We start from the raw sequence: 15,018 nt of genomic DNA, 5'->3' as shown, positions 1-15,018 counted from the left end.
GTCAAGATTAAATTCCGAAACCCCAATTGCGAAAGCAGTTGGGGTTTTGTTTTGGACGCTCGAAAATCTTGTGGGGCGTCGATCAATACTGATATCCACCCTTTCTATGCAATGACCCTGCGCATGGCTATCATGCGTGCCTCATTCTGAGGCGATATGTGCATGCTGACGTTGTTGAAACTTCTGAAAGATGGTCAGTTCCATTCTGGAGAAGCGCTTGGCGCCGCCCTGGGCGTTAGTCGCAGTGCCGTGTGGAAGCAGCTTCAGCATCTTGAGGCAGAATTGAATCTTCCTATCCATAAGGTTCGGGGTCGTGGGTATAGATTGGCTGCGCCATTGGTATTTTTGAATGCGCAGGAGGTTTCTCGGGAGGCGACTTCCCTATCTTGGCCCGTTCATATTTTCGATTCCATTGACTCCACTAATGCCGAGGCTTTACGTCTTGTCGATGCGGGTAGTGCGGCACCTTTTGTTGTGCTAGCGGAGCAGCAGACGGCTGGTAGGGGGCGCAGAGGCCGTAAATGGGTCAGCCCATTTGCGCAAAACGTTTACTACAGCCTTGTATTGCGTATTGAGGGTGGTCTGCGGCAACTGGAAGGGTTGAGTCTGGTGGTAGGACTGGCAGTCCTGCAGGCTCTGCGTGAGTCGGGTGTGCAGGGCGCGGCTTTGAAGTGGCCAAACGACGTCTTGGTTGGGCACAAGAAAATCTCAGGCATCTTGCTTGAGCTGGTGGGAGATCCCGCGGATATCTGTCACGTTGTGCTAGGGATAGGTATCAATGTGAATATGCAGAGGGCAGCTGATGTTGATCAGCAGTGGACCTCGATGCAGCTTGAGACGGGCTTTTCAGTTGATCGCAATCACCTGGTGGCGCGACTGGGTTTGCAACTCCAAGCCTACCTAGATCGACACAAGGCTGCGGGTTTTGCAGGGTTGCAAGACGAATGGGAGCAGCATCACGCGTGGCAGGGGAAGTCCGTGTCGCTTATCGCGGGCGTCAATCAGATTGATGGGGTTGTGCTGGGCGTGGATCGTCAGGGCGCCTTGCGTTTGGATGTCGGTGGCGTTGAGAAAATATACAGCGGTGGTGAGTTAAGCCTGAGGTTGCGTGATGATTCTTGAGCTCGACTGTGGAAATAGCTTTATCAAATGGCGTGTTCTTGAGTTGAGTGAGGCAACTGTTCGCGCGGAAGGTATCGCAGGTTCAGATATCGCGCTGATCGATAGTTTGGTGGCTTTGCCTGGTCTATTGCTCACGCGTTGTCGGTTAGTGAGTGTTCGCGCGCTTGAGGAGACCGATAAGCTGATAGCTGCCTTGGTAGCGGCATTTGGCGTTGCTGTTTCCTGTGCAACCTCTGCTCAAAAAATGGGCGGAGTGCGCAACGGCTACGAAGACTTCCAGCGCCTGGGGATGGATCGATGGCTGGCCATGCTAGGCGCGTTCAAGTTGGCGTCAGGTGCATGCCTGGTACTCGACTTTGGTACAGCGGCGACAGCAGATTTTATTGGTCCGGACGGTGGGCACCTGGGTGGGTTTATTTGCCCGGGTATGCCGCTTATGCGTAATCAACTGCGAACCCATACCCGCAAGATACGCTATGACGACGCGGCCGCTGAGCGGGCTGTGGAACGTCTCTCTCCTGGTCGTACGACCGTAGAGGCCGTCGAGCGTGGGTGTACGCTCATGCTTAGAGGGTTTGTGCTGACCCAGCTCGAGTTGGCGCGAGGCTATTGGGGAGAGGATTTCACGGTCTTCCTCACTGGCGGCGATGCTGACCTGGTGAGGGATGCTGCGCCTCAGGCTCGGCTGGTCCCGGATCTGGTGTTTGTTGGTTTGGCAATGGCGTGTCCTTTGTCTTGAGGTGATTATGCGCTGGCTGTTTTTACTTTTACTGGTCCTCAATGTTTTCTATTACGTCTGGCATCAGCAAGAGGCGCCATTGCGGGCCAAGGATGTCACGCCCTTGAGTCTCCATCGGGGGACACAACAAGATATTCGCCTCCTGAGTGAGTCGGCAGATGCGGTGGCGCGGCGTGATCGAGCGAGGCCGGCAGAGGCGCAGAATACCTGCTTGTACATCGGTGGGTTCACTGATCGACGCCAAGCCTCCTCTCTCGAGCAGAGGCTCACCAGCCTGGATATCAAGGTCAAGGTACAGTTGCTGAATGCGCCGGACGCCTCGGGTTATTGGTTGCGTGTAGCCCCTGAGAGCCGTCGCCTGGCTGACGATCTGCCCTTTGAAAGCCTTGCTAATGAATTCAATGAGTTAAAACATAAAATAATGCTGTGTGAAGGCATTGCAACTCTCGAATAGTTTGCATAGAATGGCGCCCGCTTCGCAGTGAAGACCTTTAAGGGCTACAGTGCAAAGCGACCGTCAATGCAGCTAACCTCATAATTTAAATGAGAAAATGCTTGACAGAAGGTCGGCGTGATGTAAAATGCCGGCTCGCTTAGGAGGGGTTCCCGAGCGGCCAAAGGGATCAGACTGTAAATCTGACGTCTACGACTTCGAAGGTTCGAATCCTTCCCCCTCCACCATTTTTAGCGTGAGCTGCAAGCTCCGCGGGTATAGTTTAGTGGTAGAACCTCAGCCTTCCAAGCTGATGATGCGGGTTCGATTCCCGCTACCCGCTCCAAGTTTGCAGGTTGTGCAAGGTGTTTCGCTCTTGTAGCTCAGTTGGTAGAGCACACCCTTGGTAAGGGTGAGGTCAGCGGTTCAAATCCGCTCAAGAGCTCCATATGACAAGGCAGATATGAAAATATCTGCCTTTGTTTTAACAGCTGCCTCGGCTTGAATGTTGTTCGATGTTTCAGGTCTTGTGGGGTTGGTTGTTGTAAAGTCTTTTTCAGGCCTGCATAATGGTCGGCCTGATTTTGTTTTAGGTCAGTAGCTCAATTGGCAGAGCGACGGTCTCCAAAACCGTAGGTTGGGGGTTCGATTCCCTCCTGACCTGCCAGATTCACGTGGTGTGTCTGGCTTTCTTTTCACAGGATCTTCATAGATGACTCCTAAGGCTGAAGCTCAAAGCTCTCGTTTCGATCTGGTAAAGTGGCTCGCTGTAGTCGCCTTGGTGGTCGTAGGCGTTGTTGGCAATCAGTACTATTCTGCTTCGCCGATCCTGTACCGTGTACTCGCTTTGCTTGCCCTCGCTGCTGTAGCTGCCTTTGTAGGCCTGCAGACTGCCAAAGGCAAGTCGTTCGCGGTACTGGTTAAGGAAGCTCGCACCGAAATCCGTAAAGTCGTTTGGCCGACTCGCCAAGAAACCACTCAGACCACATTGATTGTCGTGGCTGTTGTTCTGGTTATGGCGTTGCTGTTGTGGGGGCTTGATTCCCTGCTCGGCTGGCTTGTTTCCTTGATTGTTGGCTAAGGGTGTCCCGTGGCTAAGCGTTGGTACGTTGTGCATGCTTACTCGGGTTACGAGAAGCATGTTATGCGCTCTTTGCTGGAGCGCGTAAAGCTGGCAGGCATGGAAGATGGCTTCGGCGAAATTCTGGTTCCCACTGAAGAAGTGGTTGAAATGCGGAATGGGCAGAAGCGCAAAAGCGAACGCAAGTTCTTCCCTGGCTACGTGCTGGTACAAATGGACATGAACGAAGGTACTTGGCACTTGGTCAAGGATACCCCTCGCGTCATGGGCTTCATTGGCGGTACTGCCGACAAGCCTGCTCCGATCACCGACAAAGAGGCGGAAGCAATTCTGCGTCGTGTTGCTGATGGTAGCGACAAGCCCAAGCCGAAGACATTGTTCGAGCCGGGTGAGGTTGTTCGCGTTACAGACGGTCCGTTCGCTGATTTTAACGGTACGGTCGAAGAAGTTAACTACGAAAAGAGCCGGATCCAAGTGGCAGTGCTCATTTTCGGTCGCTCTACCCCGGTAGAGTTGGAGTTCAGCCAGGTCGAAAAGGTCTAGCTGGGCAAGCATCCCAACCCCGCAGCCTAGGCTGTGGGGTTTTGTCGTCACTGGGATAAACGCGCAAGTAACCGGGGAGCCTTTCGAGGCGTTTGAACCCGTAATTGGAGTGCCTCATGGCCAAGAAGATTACCGCTTACATCAAGCTGCAAGTGAAGGCCGCTCAGGCCAACCCTAGCCCACCCGTCGGTCCAGCTCTGGGTCAGCACGGCGTGAACATCATGGAATTCTGCAAGGCCTTCAACGCCCGTACTCAGGGTCTTGAGCCAGGTCTGCCGACTCCAGTGATCATCACTGTATACAGCGACCGTAGCTTCACCTTCGAAACCAAGTCGACCCCGGCTTCGGTTTTGCTGAAGAAAGCTGCCGGTCTGACCAGCGGTTCCGCTCGTCCTAACACCGTTAAGGTTGGCACCGTAACCCGTGCTCAGCTGGAAGAAATCGCGAAAACCAAAAACGCGGATCTGACTGCAGCTGATATGGATGCGGCCGTGCGTACCATCGCCGGTTCTGCTCGTAGCATGGGCCTTAACGTGGAGGGTGTGTAATGGCTAAGCTGACCAAGCGCCAAAAGGCTATCGCCGGCAAAATTGAAGCAGGCAAGTCTTACAACTTCGTAGACGCTGCTGCCCTGCTGACCGAGCTGTCGACTGTCAAGTTCAGCGAGTCTGTTGACGTTGCTGTGAACCTGGGTGTTGACCCACGTAAATCCGACCAGGTCGTTCGTAGCGCTACTGTGCTGCCACACGGCACTGGCAAGACTGTACGTGTTGCTGTCTTCACCCAAGGCCCAGCTGCTGAAGCTGCTCTGGCCGCTGGTGCTGATCGCGTTGGCATGGACGACCTGGCTGCCGAAATGAAAGGCGGCGACCTGAACTATGACGTCGTTATTGCTTCCCCGGATGCAATGCGTGTTGTAGGTCAGTTGGGTCAGATCCTCGGTCCACGTGGCCTGATGCCTAACCCTAAAGTCGGCACCGTAACTCCAGACGTAGCTACCGCGGTTAAAAACGCCAAGGCTGGTCAGGTTCGTTATCGCACCGACAAAAACGGCATCATTCACACCTCCGTTGGCAAAGTCGGCTTCGATGCCGTCAAGCTGAAGGAAAACGTTGAAGCCCTGATCGCTGATCTGAAGCGTATCAAGCCTGCTTCCTCGAAAGGTATCTACGTCAAGCGCGTTACCCTGAGCACCACTATGGGCCCAGGTCTGGTCATCGACCAAGGCTCGCTGGACGTATAAGACATAAATTGGCGCAAGTAATTGCGCCAATTGAAAGATTGGGGTCCCTGCCTGGCGGGGGCTATCCAAGACCGTAGGCGACGCAAGTCTTAAACCAACAAGCCTACGCAGATGGTGCTCCCGGTTCCTTACCGAATCAGACACCAAAACGACATCAGGCCTAGGCCAGATGAAACGGTAACAAGCAGGAGTTAAACCCGTGGCAATTAATCTCGAAGACAAGAAGGCCATCGTCGCTGAAGTCAACGAGGCTGCCAAAGCTGCTCTGTCCGCTGTCGTGGCTGATGCCCGTGGTGTGACAGTAGGCGCTATGACCGGACTCCGTAAAGAGGCTCGTGAAGCTGGCGTATACGTACGTGTTGTACGTAACACCCTGCTCAAGCGCGCCGTTGCTGACACTGAATACAGTGTTCTCAACGACGTGTTCACTGGCCCGACTCTGATCGCGTTCTCTAAAGATCATCCAGGCGCTGCTGCCCGTTTGTTCAAGGAATTCGCCAAGAGTCAGGATAAGTTCGAGATCAAGGCAGCTGCGTTCGAGGGCAAGTTCCTCGCAGCTAACCAAATCGACGTACTGGCAACACTGCCGACCCGCGACGAAGCCATTTCGCAGCTGATGAGCGTGATTCAAGGCGCTACCAGCAAGCTGGCTCGTACTCTGGCTGCAGTTCGCGAGCAAAAAGAAGCTGCCGCAGCCTAAGGCTGAGCAACCTCTCTCGCGTATTTTTGTTTATTTCGATGGCCGCGTAGGCCGTCCCCCAATTCAGGAAATACAGCAATGTCTATCTCCCAAGACGATATCCTCAACGCCGTAGCTGAAATGTCGGTTCTGCAGGTTGTTGAGCTGATCAAAGCTTTCGAAGAAAAATTCGGCGTTTCCGCTGCCGCTGCTTCCGCCGGTCCAGCTGCTGCTGCTGCCGTTGTTGAAGAGCAAACCGAATTCAACGTCATGCTGACCGAAGCTGGCGAGAAGAAAGTAAACGTGATCAAGGCAGTACGTGAACTGACCGGTCTGGGCCTGAAAGAAGCCAAGGCTGTAGTTGACGGCGCTCCTGCCATGGTTCTGGAAGCTGTTACTAAAGACGCAGCTGACAAAGCCAAAGCTACTCTGGAAGAAGCAGGCGCTAAAGTCGAGCTGAAGTAAGCATCGACCTTGCGTCTCCAGCCCAAGCGTTAAGCTGAAGGCTGATGGCTGGTGGCTCTTGCCACCGGCCTTTTTCCGTTCTTGGCTGTCGACTCGGTCGCCGCCATTAACGCGCTGTAGCCACCCGAAGCGGTGGTGCAAACCATGGGGTTTGCAAGATTTTCTGGCTGCTCCCGTCGGAGGGGCCAAACAAGCAGGTGACCAAGCTGGGGAACGCTGATGGCTTACTCATATACTGAGAAAAAACGTATCCGCAAGGACTTTAGCAAGTTGCCGGACGTCATGGATGTCCCGTACCTTCTGGCTATCCAGCTGGATTCGTATCGTGAATTCTTGCAGGCGGGAGCGACCAAAGATCAGTTCCGCGACGTGGGCCTGCATGCGGCCTTCAAATCCGTTTTCCCGATCATCAGCTACTCCGGCAATGCTGCGCTGGAGTACGTCGGTTATCGCCTGGGCGAACCGGCATTTGATGTCAAAGAATGCGTGTTGCGTGGCGTTACGTACGCCGTACCTTTGCGGGTAAAAGTCCGTCTGATCATTTTCGACAAAGAATCGTCGAACAAAGCGATCAAGGACATCAAAGAGCAAGAAGTCTACATGGGCGAAATCCCACTGATGACTGAAAACGGTACCTTCGTAATCAACGGTACCGAGCGTGTAATCGTTTCCCAGCTGCACCGTTCCCCGGGCGTGTTCTTCGACCACGACCGCGGCAAGACGCACAGCTCCGGCAAACTCCTGTACTCCGCGCGGATCATTCCGTACCGCGGTTCGTGGTTGGACTTCGAGTTCGACCCGAAAGACTGCGTGTTCGTGCGTATCGACCGTCGTCGCAAGCTGCCGGCCTCGGTATTGCTGCGCGCGCTCGGTTACACCACTGAGCAAGTGCTGGATGCTTTCTATACCACCAACGTATTCAGCCTGAAGGATGAAACCCTCAAGCTGGAACTGATCGCTTCGCGTCTGCGTGGTGAAATTGCCGTCCTGGACATCCAGGATGAAAAAGGCAAGGTCATCGTTGAGGCTGGCCGTCGTATCACTGCGCGCCACATCAACCAGATCGAAAAAGCCGGTATCAAAGAGCTGGAAGTGCCTCTGGACTACGTTCTGGGTCGCACTACCGCCAAGGTCATCGTTCACCCGGCTACAGGCGAAATCCTGGCTGAGTGCAACACCGAGCTGAACACCGAGATCCTGGCCAAAATCGCCAAGGCCCAGGTTGTTCGCATCGAGACCCTGTACACCAACGATATCGACTGCGGTCCGTTCATCTCCGACACACTGAAGATCGACTCCACCAGCAACCAATTGGAAGCGCTGGTCGAGATCTATCGCATGATGCGTCCTGGTGAGCCACCAACCAAAGACGCTGCCGAAACCCTGTTCAACAACCTGTTCTTCAGCCCTGAGCGCTATGACCTGTCTGCGGTCGGCCGGATGAAGTTCAACCGTCGTATCGGTCGTACCGAGATCGAAGGTTCGGGCGTGCTGTGCAAGGAAGACATCGTTGCGGTACTGAAGACCCTGGTCGACATCCGTAACGGCAAAGGCATCGTCGATGACATCGACCACTTGGGTAACCGTCGTGTTCGCTGCGTAGGCGAAATGGCCGAGAACCAGTTCCGTGTTGGCCTGGTGCGTGTTGAGCGTGCGGTCAAAGAACGTCTGTCGATGGCTGAAAGCGAAGGCCTGATGCCGCAAGACCTGATCAACGCCAAGCCAGTGGCTGCGGCGGTGAAAGAGTTCTTCGGTTCCAGCCAGCTTTCGCAGTTCATGGACCAGAACAACCCGCTCTCCGAGATCACCCACAAGCGCCGTGTTTCTGCACTGGGCCCGGGCGGTCTGACCCGTGAGCGTGCAGGCTTTGAAGTTCGTGACGTACACCCGACGCACTACGGTCGTGTTTGCCCGATCGAAACGCCGGAAGGTCCGAACATCGGTCTGATCAACTCCCTGGCCGCTTATGCGCGCACCAACCAGTACGGCTTCCTCGAAAGCCCGTATCGTGTGGTGAAAGACGCTCTGGTCACCGACGAGATCGTGTTCCTGTCCGCCATCGAAGAAGCTGATCACGTGATCGCTCAGGCTTCGGCCACGATGAACGACAAGAAAGTCCTGATCGACGAGCTGGTAGCTGTTCGTCACTTGAACGAGTTCACCGTCAAGGCGCCGGAAGACGTCACCTTGATGGACGTTTCTCCGAAGCAGGTAGTGTCGGTTGCAGCGTCGCTGATCCCGTTCCTGGAACACGATGACGCCAACCGTGCGTTGATGGGTTCCAACATGCAGCGTCAAGCTGTACCGACCCTGCGTGCTGACAAGCCGCTGGTAGGTACCGGCATGGAGCGCAACGTAGCCCGTGACTCCGGCGTTTGCGTCGTGGCTCGTCGTGGCGGCGTGATCGACTCCGTTGATGCCAGCCGTATCGTGGTTCGTGTTGCCGATGACGAAGTAGAAACTGGCGAAGCCGGTGTCGACATCTACAACCTGACCAAATACACCCGCTCGAACCAGAACACCTGCATCAACCAGCGTCCGCTGGTGAGCAAGGGTGATCGCGTTCAGCGTAGCGACATCATGGCCGACGGCCCGTCCACCGACATGGGTGAGCTGGCTCTGGGTCAGAACATGCGCATCGCGTTCATGGCATGGAACGGCTTCAACTTCGAAGACTCCATCTGCCTGTCCGAGCGTGTGGTTCAAGAAGACCGCTTCACCACGATCCACATCCAGGAACTGACCTGTGTGGCACGTGATACCAAGCTTGGGCCAGAGGAAATCACTGCAGACATCCCGAACGTGGGTGAAGCTGCACTGAACAAGCTGGACGAAGCCGGTATCGTTTACGTAGGTGCTGAAGTTGGCGCTGGCGACATCCTGGTCGGTAAGGTCACTCCGAAAGGCGAGACCCAACTGACGCCGGAAGAGAAGCTGCTGCGTGCCATCTTCGGTGAAAAAGCCAGCGACGTTAAAGACACTTCCCTGCGTGTACCTACCGGTACCAAGGGTACTGTCATCGACGTACAGGTCTTCACCCGTGACGGCGTTGAGCGTGATGCTCGTGCACTGTCCATCGAGAAGACCCAGCTCGACGAGATCCGCAAGGACCTGAACGAAGAGTTCCGTATCGTTGAAGGCGCGACCTTCGAACGTCTGCGTTCCGCTCTGGTAGGCCACAAGGCTGAAGGCGGCGCAGGTCTGAAGAAAGGTCAGGACATCACCGACGAAATTCTCGACGGTCTTGAGCACGGCCAGTGGTTCAAACTGCGCATGGCTGAAGACGCTCTGAACGAGCAGCTCGAGAAGGCCCAGGCCTATATCGTTGATCGCCGCCGTCTGCTGGACGACAAGTTCGAAGACAAGAAGCGCAAACTGCAGCAGGGCGATGACCTGGCTCCAGGCGTGCTGAAAATCGTCAAGGTTTACCTGGCAATCCGTCGCCGCATCCAACCGGGCGACAAGATGGCCGGTCGTCACGGTAACAAAGGTGTGGTCTCCGTGATCATGCCGGTTGAAGACATGCCGCACGATGCCAATGGCACCCCGGTCGACGTCGTCCTTAACCCGTTGGGCGTACCTTCGCGTATGAACGTTGGTCAGATCCTTGAAACCCACCTGGGCCTCGCGGCCAAAGGTCTGGGCGAGAAGATCAACCGTATGATCGAAGAGCAGCGCAAGGTCGCAGACCTGCGCAAGTTCCTGCACGAGATCTACAACGAGATCGGCGGTCGCAACGAAGAGCTGGACACCTTCTCCGACCAGGAAATCCTGGATCTGGCGAAGAACCTGCGCGGCGGCGTTCCAATGGCTACCCCGGTGTTCGACGGTGCCAAGGAAAGCGAAATCAAGGCCATGCTGAAACTGGCAGACCTGCCGGAAAGCGGCCAGATGCAGCTGTTCGACGGCCGTACCGGCAACAAGTTTGAGCGCCCGGTTACTGTTGGCTACATGTACATGCTGAAGCTGAACCACTTGGTAGACGACAAGATGCACGCTCGTTCTACCGGTTCGTACAGCCTGGTTACCCAGCAGCCGCTGGGTGGTAAGGCTCAGTTCGGTGGTCAGCGTTTCGGGGAGATGGAGGTCTGGGCACTGGAAGCATACGGTGCTGCATACACTCTGCAAGAAATGCTCACAGTGAAGTCGGACGATGTGAACGGTCGTACCAAGATGTACAAAAACATCGTGGACGGCGATCACCGTATGGAGCCGGGCATGCCCGAGTCCTTCAACGTGTTGATCAAAGAAATTCGTTCCCTCGGCATCGATATCGATCTGGAAACCGAATAACACGTGACGCGAATCGAGAGCGTGGCCGTTTGGCCCGCTCTCTGCTCCGCCAGGAGGAAAGGCCTTGAAAGACCTACTGAATTTGCTGAAAAACCAGGGTCAAGTCGAAGAGTTCGACGCCATCCGTATTGGATTGGCATCGCCTGAGATGATCCGTTCGTGGTCGTTCGGTGAAGTTAAAAAGCCGGAAACCATCAACTACCGTACGTTCAAACCTGAGCGTGACGGCCTGTTCTGCGCCAAGATCTTTGGCCCGGTAAAGGATTACGAGTGCCTGTGCGGTAAGTACAAGCGCTTGAAGCACCGTGGTGTGATCTGCGAGAAGTGCGGCGTTGAAGTTGCGCTGGCCAAGGTTCGTCGTGAGCGCATGGCGCACATCGAACTGGCTTCGCCGGTTGCCCACATCTGGTTCCTGAAATCGCTGCCGTCCCGTATCGGCTTGCTGATGGACATGACCCTGCGTGATATCGAACGCGTTCTCTACTTCGAGAGCTATGTCGTTATCGATCCAGGCATGACCACCCTTGAAAAAGGTCAGCTGCTGAACGACGAGCAGTACTTCGAAGCGCTGGAAGAGTTCGGCGACGATTTCGATGCCCGCATGGGTGCCGAAGCTGTCCGCGAACTGCTGCACGCTATCGACCTGGAGCACGAGATTGGTCGTCTGCGTGAAGAGATTCCGCAAACCAACTCCGAAACCAAGATCAAGAAGCTGTCCAAGCGTCTGAAGTTGATGGAAGCCTTCCAGGGTTCCGGCAACTTGCCAGAGTGGATGGTGCTGACCGTTCTGCCGGTTCTGCCGCCAGACCTGCGTCCGCTGGTACCGTTGGACGGTGGTCGTTTCGCGACGTCCGACCTCAACGACCTGTACCGCCGCGTGATCAACCGTAACAACCGCTTGAAGCGCCTGCTTGATCTGTCCGCTCCGGACATCATCGTGCGCAACGAAAAGCGTATGTTGCAAGAAGCGGTCGATGCCCTGCTCGACAACGGTCGTCGTGGCCGCGCTATCACCGGTTCGAACAAGCGTCCTCTGAAATCCCTGGCTGACATGATCAAGGGTAAGCAAGGTCGTTTCCGTCAGAACTTGCTCGGTAAGCGTGTTGACTACTCCGGTCGTTCGGTAATTACCGTAGGCCCGACCCTGCGTCTGCACCAGTGCGGTCTGCCCAAGAAGATGGCACTCGAGCTGTTCAAGCCGTTCATCTTCGGCAAGCTGGAAATGCGCGGTCTCGCGACCACCATCAAAGCGGCCAAGAAAATGGTCGAGCGCGAACTGCCAGAGGTTTGGGACGTTCTCGCTGAAGTGATTCGCGAACACCCGGTTCTCCTCAACCGTGCACCGACCCTTCACCGTCTGGGTATCCAGGCGTTTGAACCTGTACTGATCGAAGGTAAGGCTATCCAGCTGCACCCTCTGGTCTGTGCCGCGTACAACGCCGACTTCGACGGCGACCAAATGGCCGTGCACGTACCGCTGACACTGGAAGCCCAGTTGGAAGCGCGTGCGTTGATGATGTCGACCAACAACATTCTGTCGCCAGCCAACGGTGAGCCAATCATCGTTCCGTCGCAGGACGTTGTATTGGGTCTGTACTACATGACTCGTGAAGCGATCAACGCCAAAGGCGAAGGTCGTGTGTTCGCTGACCTGCAAGAAGTTGACCGTGTGTTCCGTGCCGGCGAAGCCGCACTGCACGCCAAGGTCAAGGTGCGGATCCACGAAACCGTCAACGACCGTGACGGCGGCAGCGTGAGCAACACCCGTATCGTCGACACCACTGTCGGCCGTGCGCTGTTGTACCAGGTTGTTCCAAAAGGTCTGTCGTACGACGTCGTCAACCTGCCGATGAAGAAAAAGGCGATCTCCAAGCTGATCAACCAGTGCTACCGCGTGGTTGGTTTGAAAGAGACCGTTATCTTCGCTGACCAGTTGATGTACACAGGTTTCGCTTACTCGACTATCTCCGGCGTTTCCATCGGCGTTAACGACTTCGTTATCCCGGATGAAAAAGCCCGCATCATCAGTGCTGCCACTGACGAAGTGAAAGAGATCGAGAGCCAGTACGCCTCCGGCCTGGTAACCCAGGGCGAGAAGTACAACAAAGTGATCGACCTTTGGTCCAAGGCCAACGACGAAGTGTCCAAGGCGATGATGGCCAACCTCTCGAAAGAGAAAGTCATCGACCGTCACGGCGACGAAGTTGACCAGGAGTCCTTCAACTCGATGTACATGATGGCCGACTCGGGCGCACGGGGTTCTGCTGCGCAGATCCGTCAGCTCGCCGGTATGCGTGGCCTGATGGCCAAGCCGGACGGTTCCATCATCGAAACGCCGATCACTGCGAACTTCCGTGAAGGTTTGAGCGTACTCCAGTACTTCATCTCTACTCACGGTGCTCGTAAGGGTCTTGCGGATACCGCGTTGAAAACCGCTAACTCCGGTTACCTGACTCGTCGTCTGGTAGACGTTGCACAAGATCTGGTTGTAACCGAGATCGATTGCGGCACCGAGCACGGCCTGCTGATGACTCCGCACATTGAAGGCGGTGACGTTGTAGAGCCGCTGGGTGAGCGCGTATTGGGTCGTGTTATTGCCCGTGACGTATTCAAGCCAGGCACCGAGGAAGTTATCGTTCCTGCCGGTACCCTGGTGGATGAGAAGTGGGTCGAGTTCATCGAACTCAACAGCATCGACGAAGTGATCGTTCGCTCGCCGATCAGCTGCGAAACCCGCTACGGCATCTGCGCCAAGTGCTACGGCCGTGACTTGGCTCGTGGTCACCAGGTGAACATCGGTGAAGCGGTCGGCGTTATCGCTGCCCAGTCCATCGGTGAGCCGGGTACCCAGCTGACCATGCGTACGTTCCACATCGGTGGTGCGGCAAGCCGGACCTCCGCAGCCGACAGTGTTCAGGTTAAGAATGGCGGTACCGTCCGTCTGCACAACCTCAAGCACGTTGAGCGAGTGGATGGCCACTTGGTTGCTGTGTCCCGTTCCGGTGAGCTGGCAATCGCTGATGACTACGGTCGTGAGCGTGAGCGTTACAAGCTGCCGTACGGTGCTGTGATTTCGGTTAAAGAAGGTGACAAGGTCGACGCTGGCGCAATCGTGGCCAAGTGGGATCCGCACACTCACCCAATCGTTACCGAAATGAAAGGTACCGTGACCTACGTGGGCATGGAAGAAGGCATCACGATCAAGCGTCAGACTGACGAATTGACCGGTATGACCAACATTGAAGTACTCGACGCCAAAGATCGTCCAGCTGCCGGCAAAGACATCCGTCCTGCCGTGAAGATGGTCGACGACAACGGCAAGGACCTGTTGCTGCCAGGCACTGACGTAATCGCTCAGTACTTCCTGCCAGCCAACGCCCTGGTCGGTGTAGCGGATGGTGCGAAGATCGCGATCGGTGATGTTATCGCGCGTATCCCGCAAGAAACTTCGAAGACCCGTGACATCACCGGTGGTCTGCCGCGTGTTGCCGACTTGTTCGAAGCTCGTCGTCCGAAAGAAGCGTCGATTCTGGCTGAAGTCAGCGGCACCATCGCGTTCGGTAAAGAGACCAAGGGCAAGCGCCGTCTGGTCATTACCCCGAACGACGGTAGCGATCCGTATGAAGAGCTGATTCCGAAGTGGCGTCACCTGAACGTGTTCGAAGGCGAACAGGTAAACCGCGGCGAAGTTATCTCCGACGGTCCGAGCGATCCACACGACATCCTGCGTCTGCTGGGTGTGAGTGCGCTGGCCAAGTACATCGTTAACGAGATCCAGGACGTTTACCGTCTGCAAGGCGTGAAGATCAACGACAAGCACATCGAGACCATCCTGCGTCAGATGCTGCGTAAAGTTGAAATCGCTGAATCCGGCGATTCCAGTTTCATCAAGGGCGACCAGATGGAACTGACTCACGTACTGGTAGAAAACGAGCGCCTGGCGAACGAAGAGAAATTTGTCTCCAAGTTCACTCGCGTGCTGCTGGGTATCACCAAGGCGTCGTTGTCCACTGAGTCGTTCATCTCGGCGGCCTCCTTCCAGGAGACCACTCGCGTACTGACCGAAGCAGCGGTAACCGGCAAGCGCGATTACCTGCGCGGCCTGAAAGAAAACGTAGTCGTGGGTCGTCTGATCCCGGCAGGTACCGGTTTGGCTTACCACAGCGAGCGTAAGCGTCGCCGTGATGCTGACAAGCCGCTGCGCGTAAGCGCCAGTGAAGTGGAAGCTGCACTGACCGAAGCGCTGAACTCAAGCGGTAACTGAGTTCTGCGATAGATGAGTCTGGGCCCTGGCACTCCCGTTCGTCGGATCGAGGCATTTTTGCCCCGGTTCGACGCGAGGGGAGGTCGGGGCCTTGCCTTGACTGGGGACAAGATCCTCTTTAGACTCTTGTACCCCTAAATTTGGCGGGAATTCGTT

At 55.7% G+C, this 15,018-nt stretch carries 11 protein-coding genes and 4 tRNA genes; all 15 read left to right on the top strand.

Annotation, left to right across the window (positions count from 1 at the left end; genetic code table 11):
* Positions 1-162 precede the first annotated feature (162 nt).
* On the top strand, positions 163-1,122 hold the full coding sequence (birA, locus tag AC4PS6_RS13075; RefSeq protein ID WP_014720157.1) for a bifunctional biotin--[acetyl-CoA-carboxylase] ligase/biotin operon repressor BirA: 960 nt from the start codon (positions 163-165) through the stop codon (positions 1,120-1,122).
* A complete protein-coding gene (locus AC4PS6_RS13070) occupies positions 1,112-1,861 on the top strand; it encodes a pantothenate kinase (protein WP_020302456.1) in 750 nt (249 codons plus the stop codon). Before birA ends, AC4PS6_RS13070 begins: the two co-directional genes overlap by 11 nt.
* Before the next feature lie 7 nt (positions 1,862-1,868).
* On the top strand, positions 1,869-2,315 hold the full coding sequence (locus AC4PS6_RS13065; RefSeq protein WP_020302455.1) for a hypothetical protein: 447 nt from the start codon (positions 1,869-1,871) through the stop codon (positions 2,313-2,315).
* A 142-nt stretch (positions 2,316-2,457) separates the two neighbouring features.
* Positions 2,458-2,542: transfer RNA gene (locus tag AC4PS6_RS13060), tRNA-Tyr, on the top strand.
* 24 nt (positions 2,543-2,566) lie between these two features.
* Positions 2,567-2,640: transfer RNA gene (locus AC4PS6_RS13055), tRNA-Gly, on the top strand.
* Between the two features lie 26 nt (positions 2,641-2,666).
* A tRNA-Thr gene (locus AC4PS6_RS13050) sits at positions 2,667-2,742 on the top strand.
* A gap of 143 nt (positions 2,743-2,885) precedes the next feature.
* Positions 2,886-2,961, top strand: a tRNA-Trp gene (locus tag AC4PS6_RS13045).
* Between the two features lie 45 nt (positions 2,962-3,006).
* Entirely contained in the window at positions 3,007-3,375 is a 369-nt protein-coding gene (secE, locus tag AC4PS6_RS13040; protein ID WP_003194658.1) for a preprotein translocase subunit SecE, read from the top strand.
* A gap of 9 nt (positions 3,376-3,384) precedes the next feature.
* Positions 3,385-3,918: a transcription termination/antitermination protein NusG gene (nusG, locus tag AC4PS6_RS13035; protein ID WP_003176436.1), complete on the top strand. Its 534-nt coding sequence runs from the start codon at positions 3,385-3,387 to the stop codon at positions 3,916-3,918.
* Positions 3,919-4,034: 116 nt separating this feature from the next.
* Entirely contained in the window at positions 4,035-4,466 is a 432-nt protein-coding gene (gene rplK / locus AC4PS6_RS13030; RefSeq protein ID WP_003176435.1) for a 50S ribosomal protein L11, read from the top strand.
* On the top strand, positions 4,466-5,161 hold the full coding sequence (gene rplA, locus AC4PS6_RS13025; protein WP_003176434.1) for a 50S ribosomal protein L1: 696 nt from the start codon (positions 4,466-4,468) through the stop codon (positions 5,159-5,161). Before rplK ends, rplA begins: the two co-directional genes overlap by 1 nt.
* 199 nt (positions 5,162-5,360) lie before the next feature.
* Positions 5,361-5,861: a 50S ribosomal protein L10 gene (rplJ, locus tag AC4PS6_RS13020; RefSeq protein WP_003232405.1), complete on the top strand. Its 501-nt coding sequence runs from the start codon at positions 5,361-5,363 to the stop codon at positions 5,859-5,861.
* Between the two features lie 78 nt (positions 5,862-5,939).
* Positions 5,940-6,305 carry a 50S ribosomal protein L7/L12 gene (rplL, locus tag AC4PS6_RS13015; protein WP_020302454.1) on the top strand — a complete coding sequence of 122 codons (366 nt, stop codon included), beginning with the start codon at positions 5,940-5,942 and terminating at the stop codon, positions 6,303-6,305.
* 219 nt (positions 6,306-6,524) lie between these two features.
* A complete protein-coding gene (rpoB, locus tag AC4PS6_RS13010) occupies positions 6,525-10,598 on the top strand; it encodes a DNA-directed RNA polymerase subunit beta (protein ID WP_019819139.1) in 4,074 nt (1,357 codons plus the stop codon).
* Positions 10,599-10,662: 64 nt separating this feature from the next.
* The gene (rpoC, locus tag AC4PS6_RS13005; RefSeq protein WP_003194653.1) at positions 10,663-14,862 is read left to right on the top strand and encodes a DNA-directed RNA polymerase subunit beta'; all 4,200 of its coding nucleotides are present in this window, start codon (positions 10,663-10,665) and stop codon (positions 14,860-14,862) included.
* The last annotated feature ends 156 nt before the right edge of the window (positions 14,863-15,018 follow it).

The organism is Pseudomonas sp. DW-iso17, assembly GCF_058725345.1.
The sequence above is the reverse complement of the archived record's forward strand: the minus strand, read 5'-3'. Positions and strand labels throughout refer to the sequence as shown.

Excerpts from the sequence above, each read along its gene's own strand:
- rplA (WP_003176434.1), top strand. The coding sequence starts at position 4,466 with ATGGCTAAGCTGACCAAGCGCCAAAAGGCTATCGCCGGCAAAATTGAA.
- AC4PS6_RS13070 (WP_020302456.1), top strand. The coding sequence starts at position 1,112 with ATGATTCTTGAGCTCGACTGTGGAAATAGCTTTATCAAATGGCGTGTT.
- AC4PS6_RS13065 (WP_020302455.1), top strand. The coding sequence starts at position 1,869 with ATGCGCTGGCTGTTTTTACTTTTACTGGTCCTCAATGTTTTCTATTAC.
- rplK (WP_003176435.1), top strand. The coding sequence starts at position 4,035 with ATGGCCAAGAAGATTACCGCTTACATCAAGCTGCAAGTGAAGGCCGCT.
- rplL (WP_020302454.1), top strand. The coding sequence starts at position 5,940 with ATGTCTATCTCCCAAGACGATATCCTCAACGCCGTAGCTGAAATGTCG.
- birA (WP_014720157.1), top strand. The coding sequence starts at position 163 with ATGCTGACGTTGTTGAAACTTCTGAAAGATGGTCAGTTCCATTCTGGA.
- secE (WP_003194658.1), top strand. The coding sequence starts at position 3,007 with ATGACTCCTAAGGCTGAAGCTCAAAGCTCTCGTTTCGATCTGGTAAAG.
- rpoB (WP_019819139.1), top strand. The coding sequence starts at position 6,525 with ATGGCTTACTCATATACTGAGAAAAAACGTATCCGCAAGGACTTTAGC.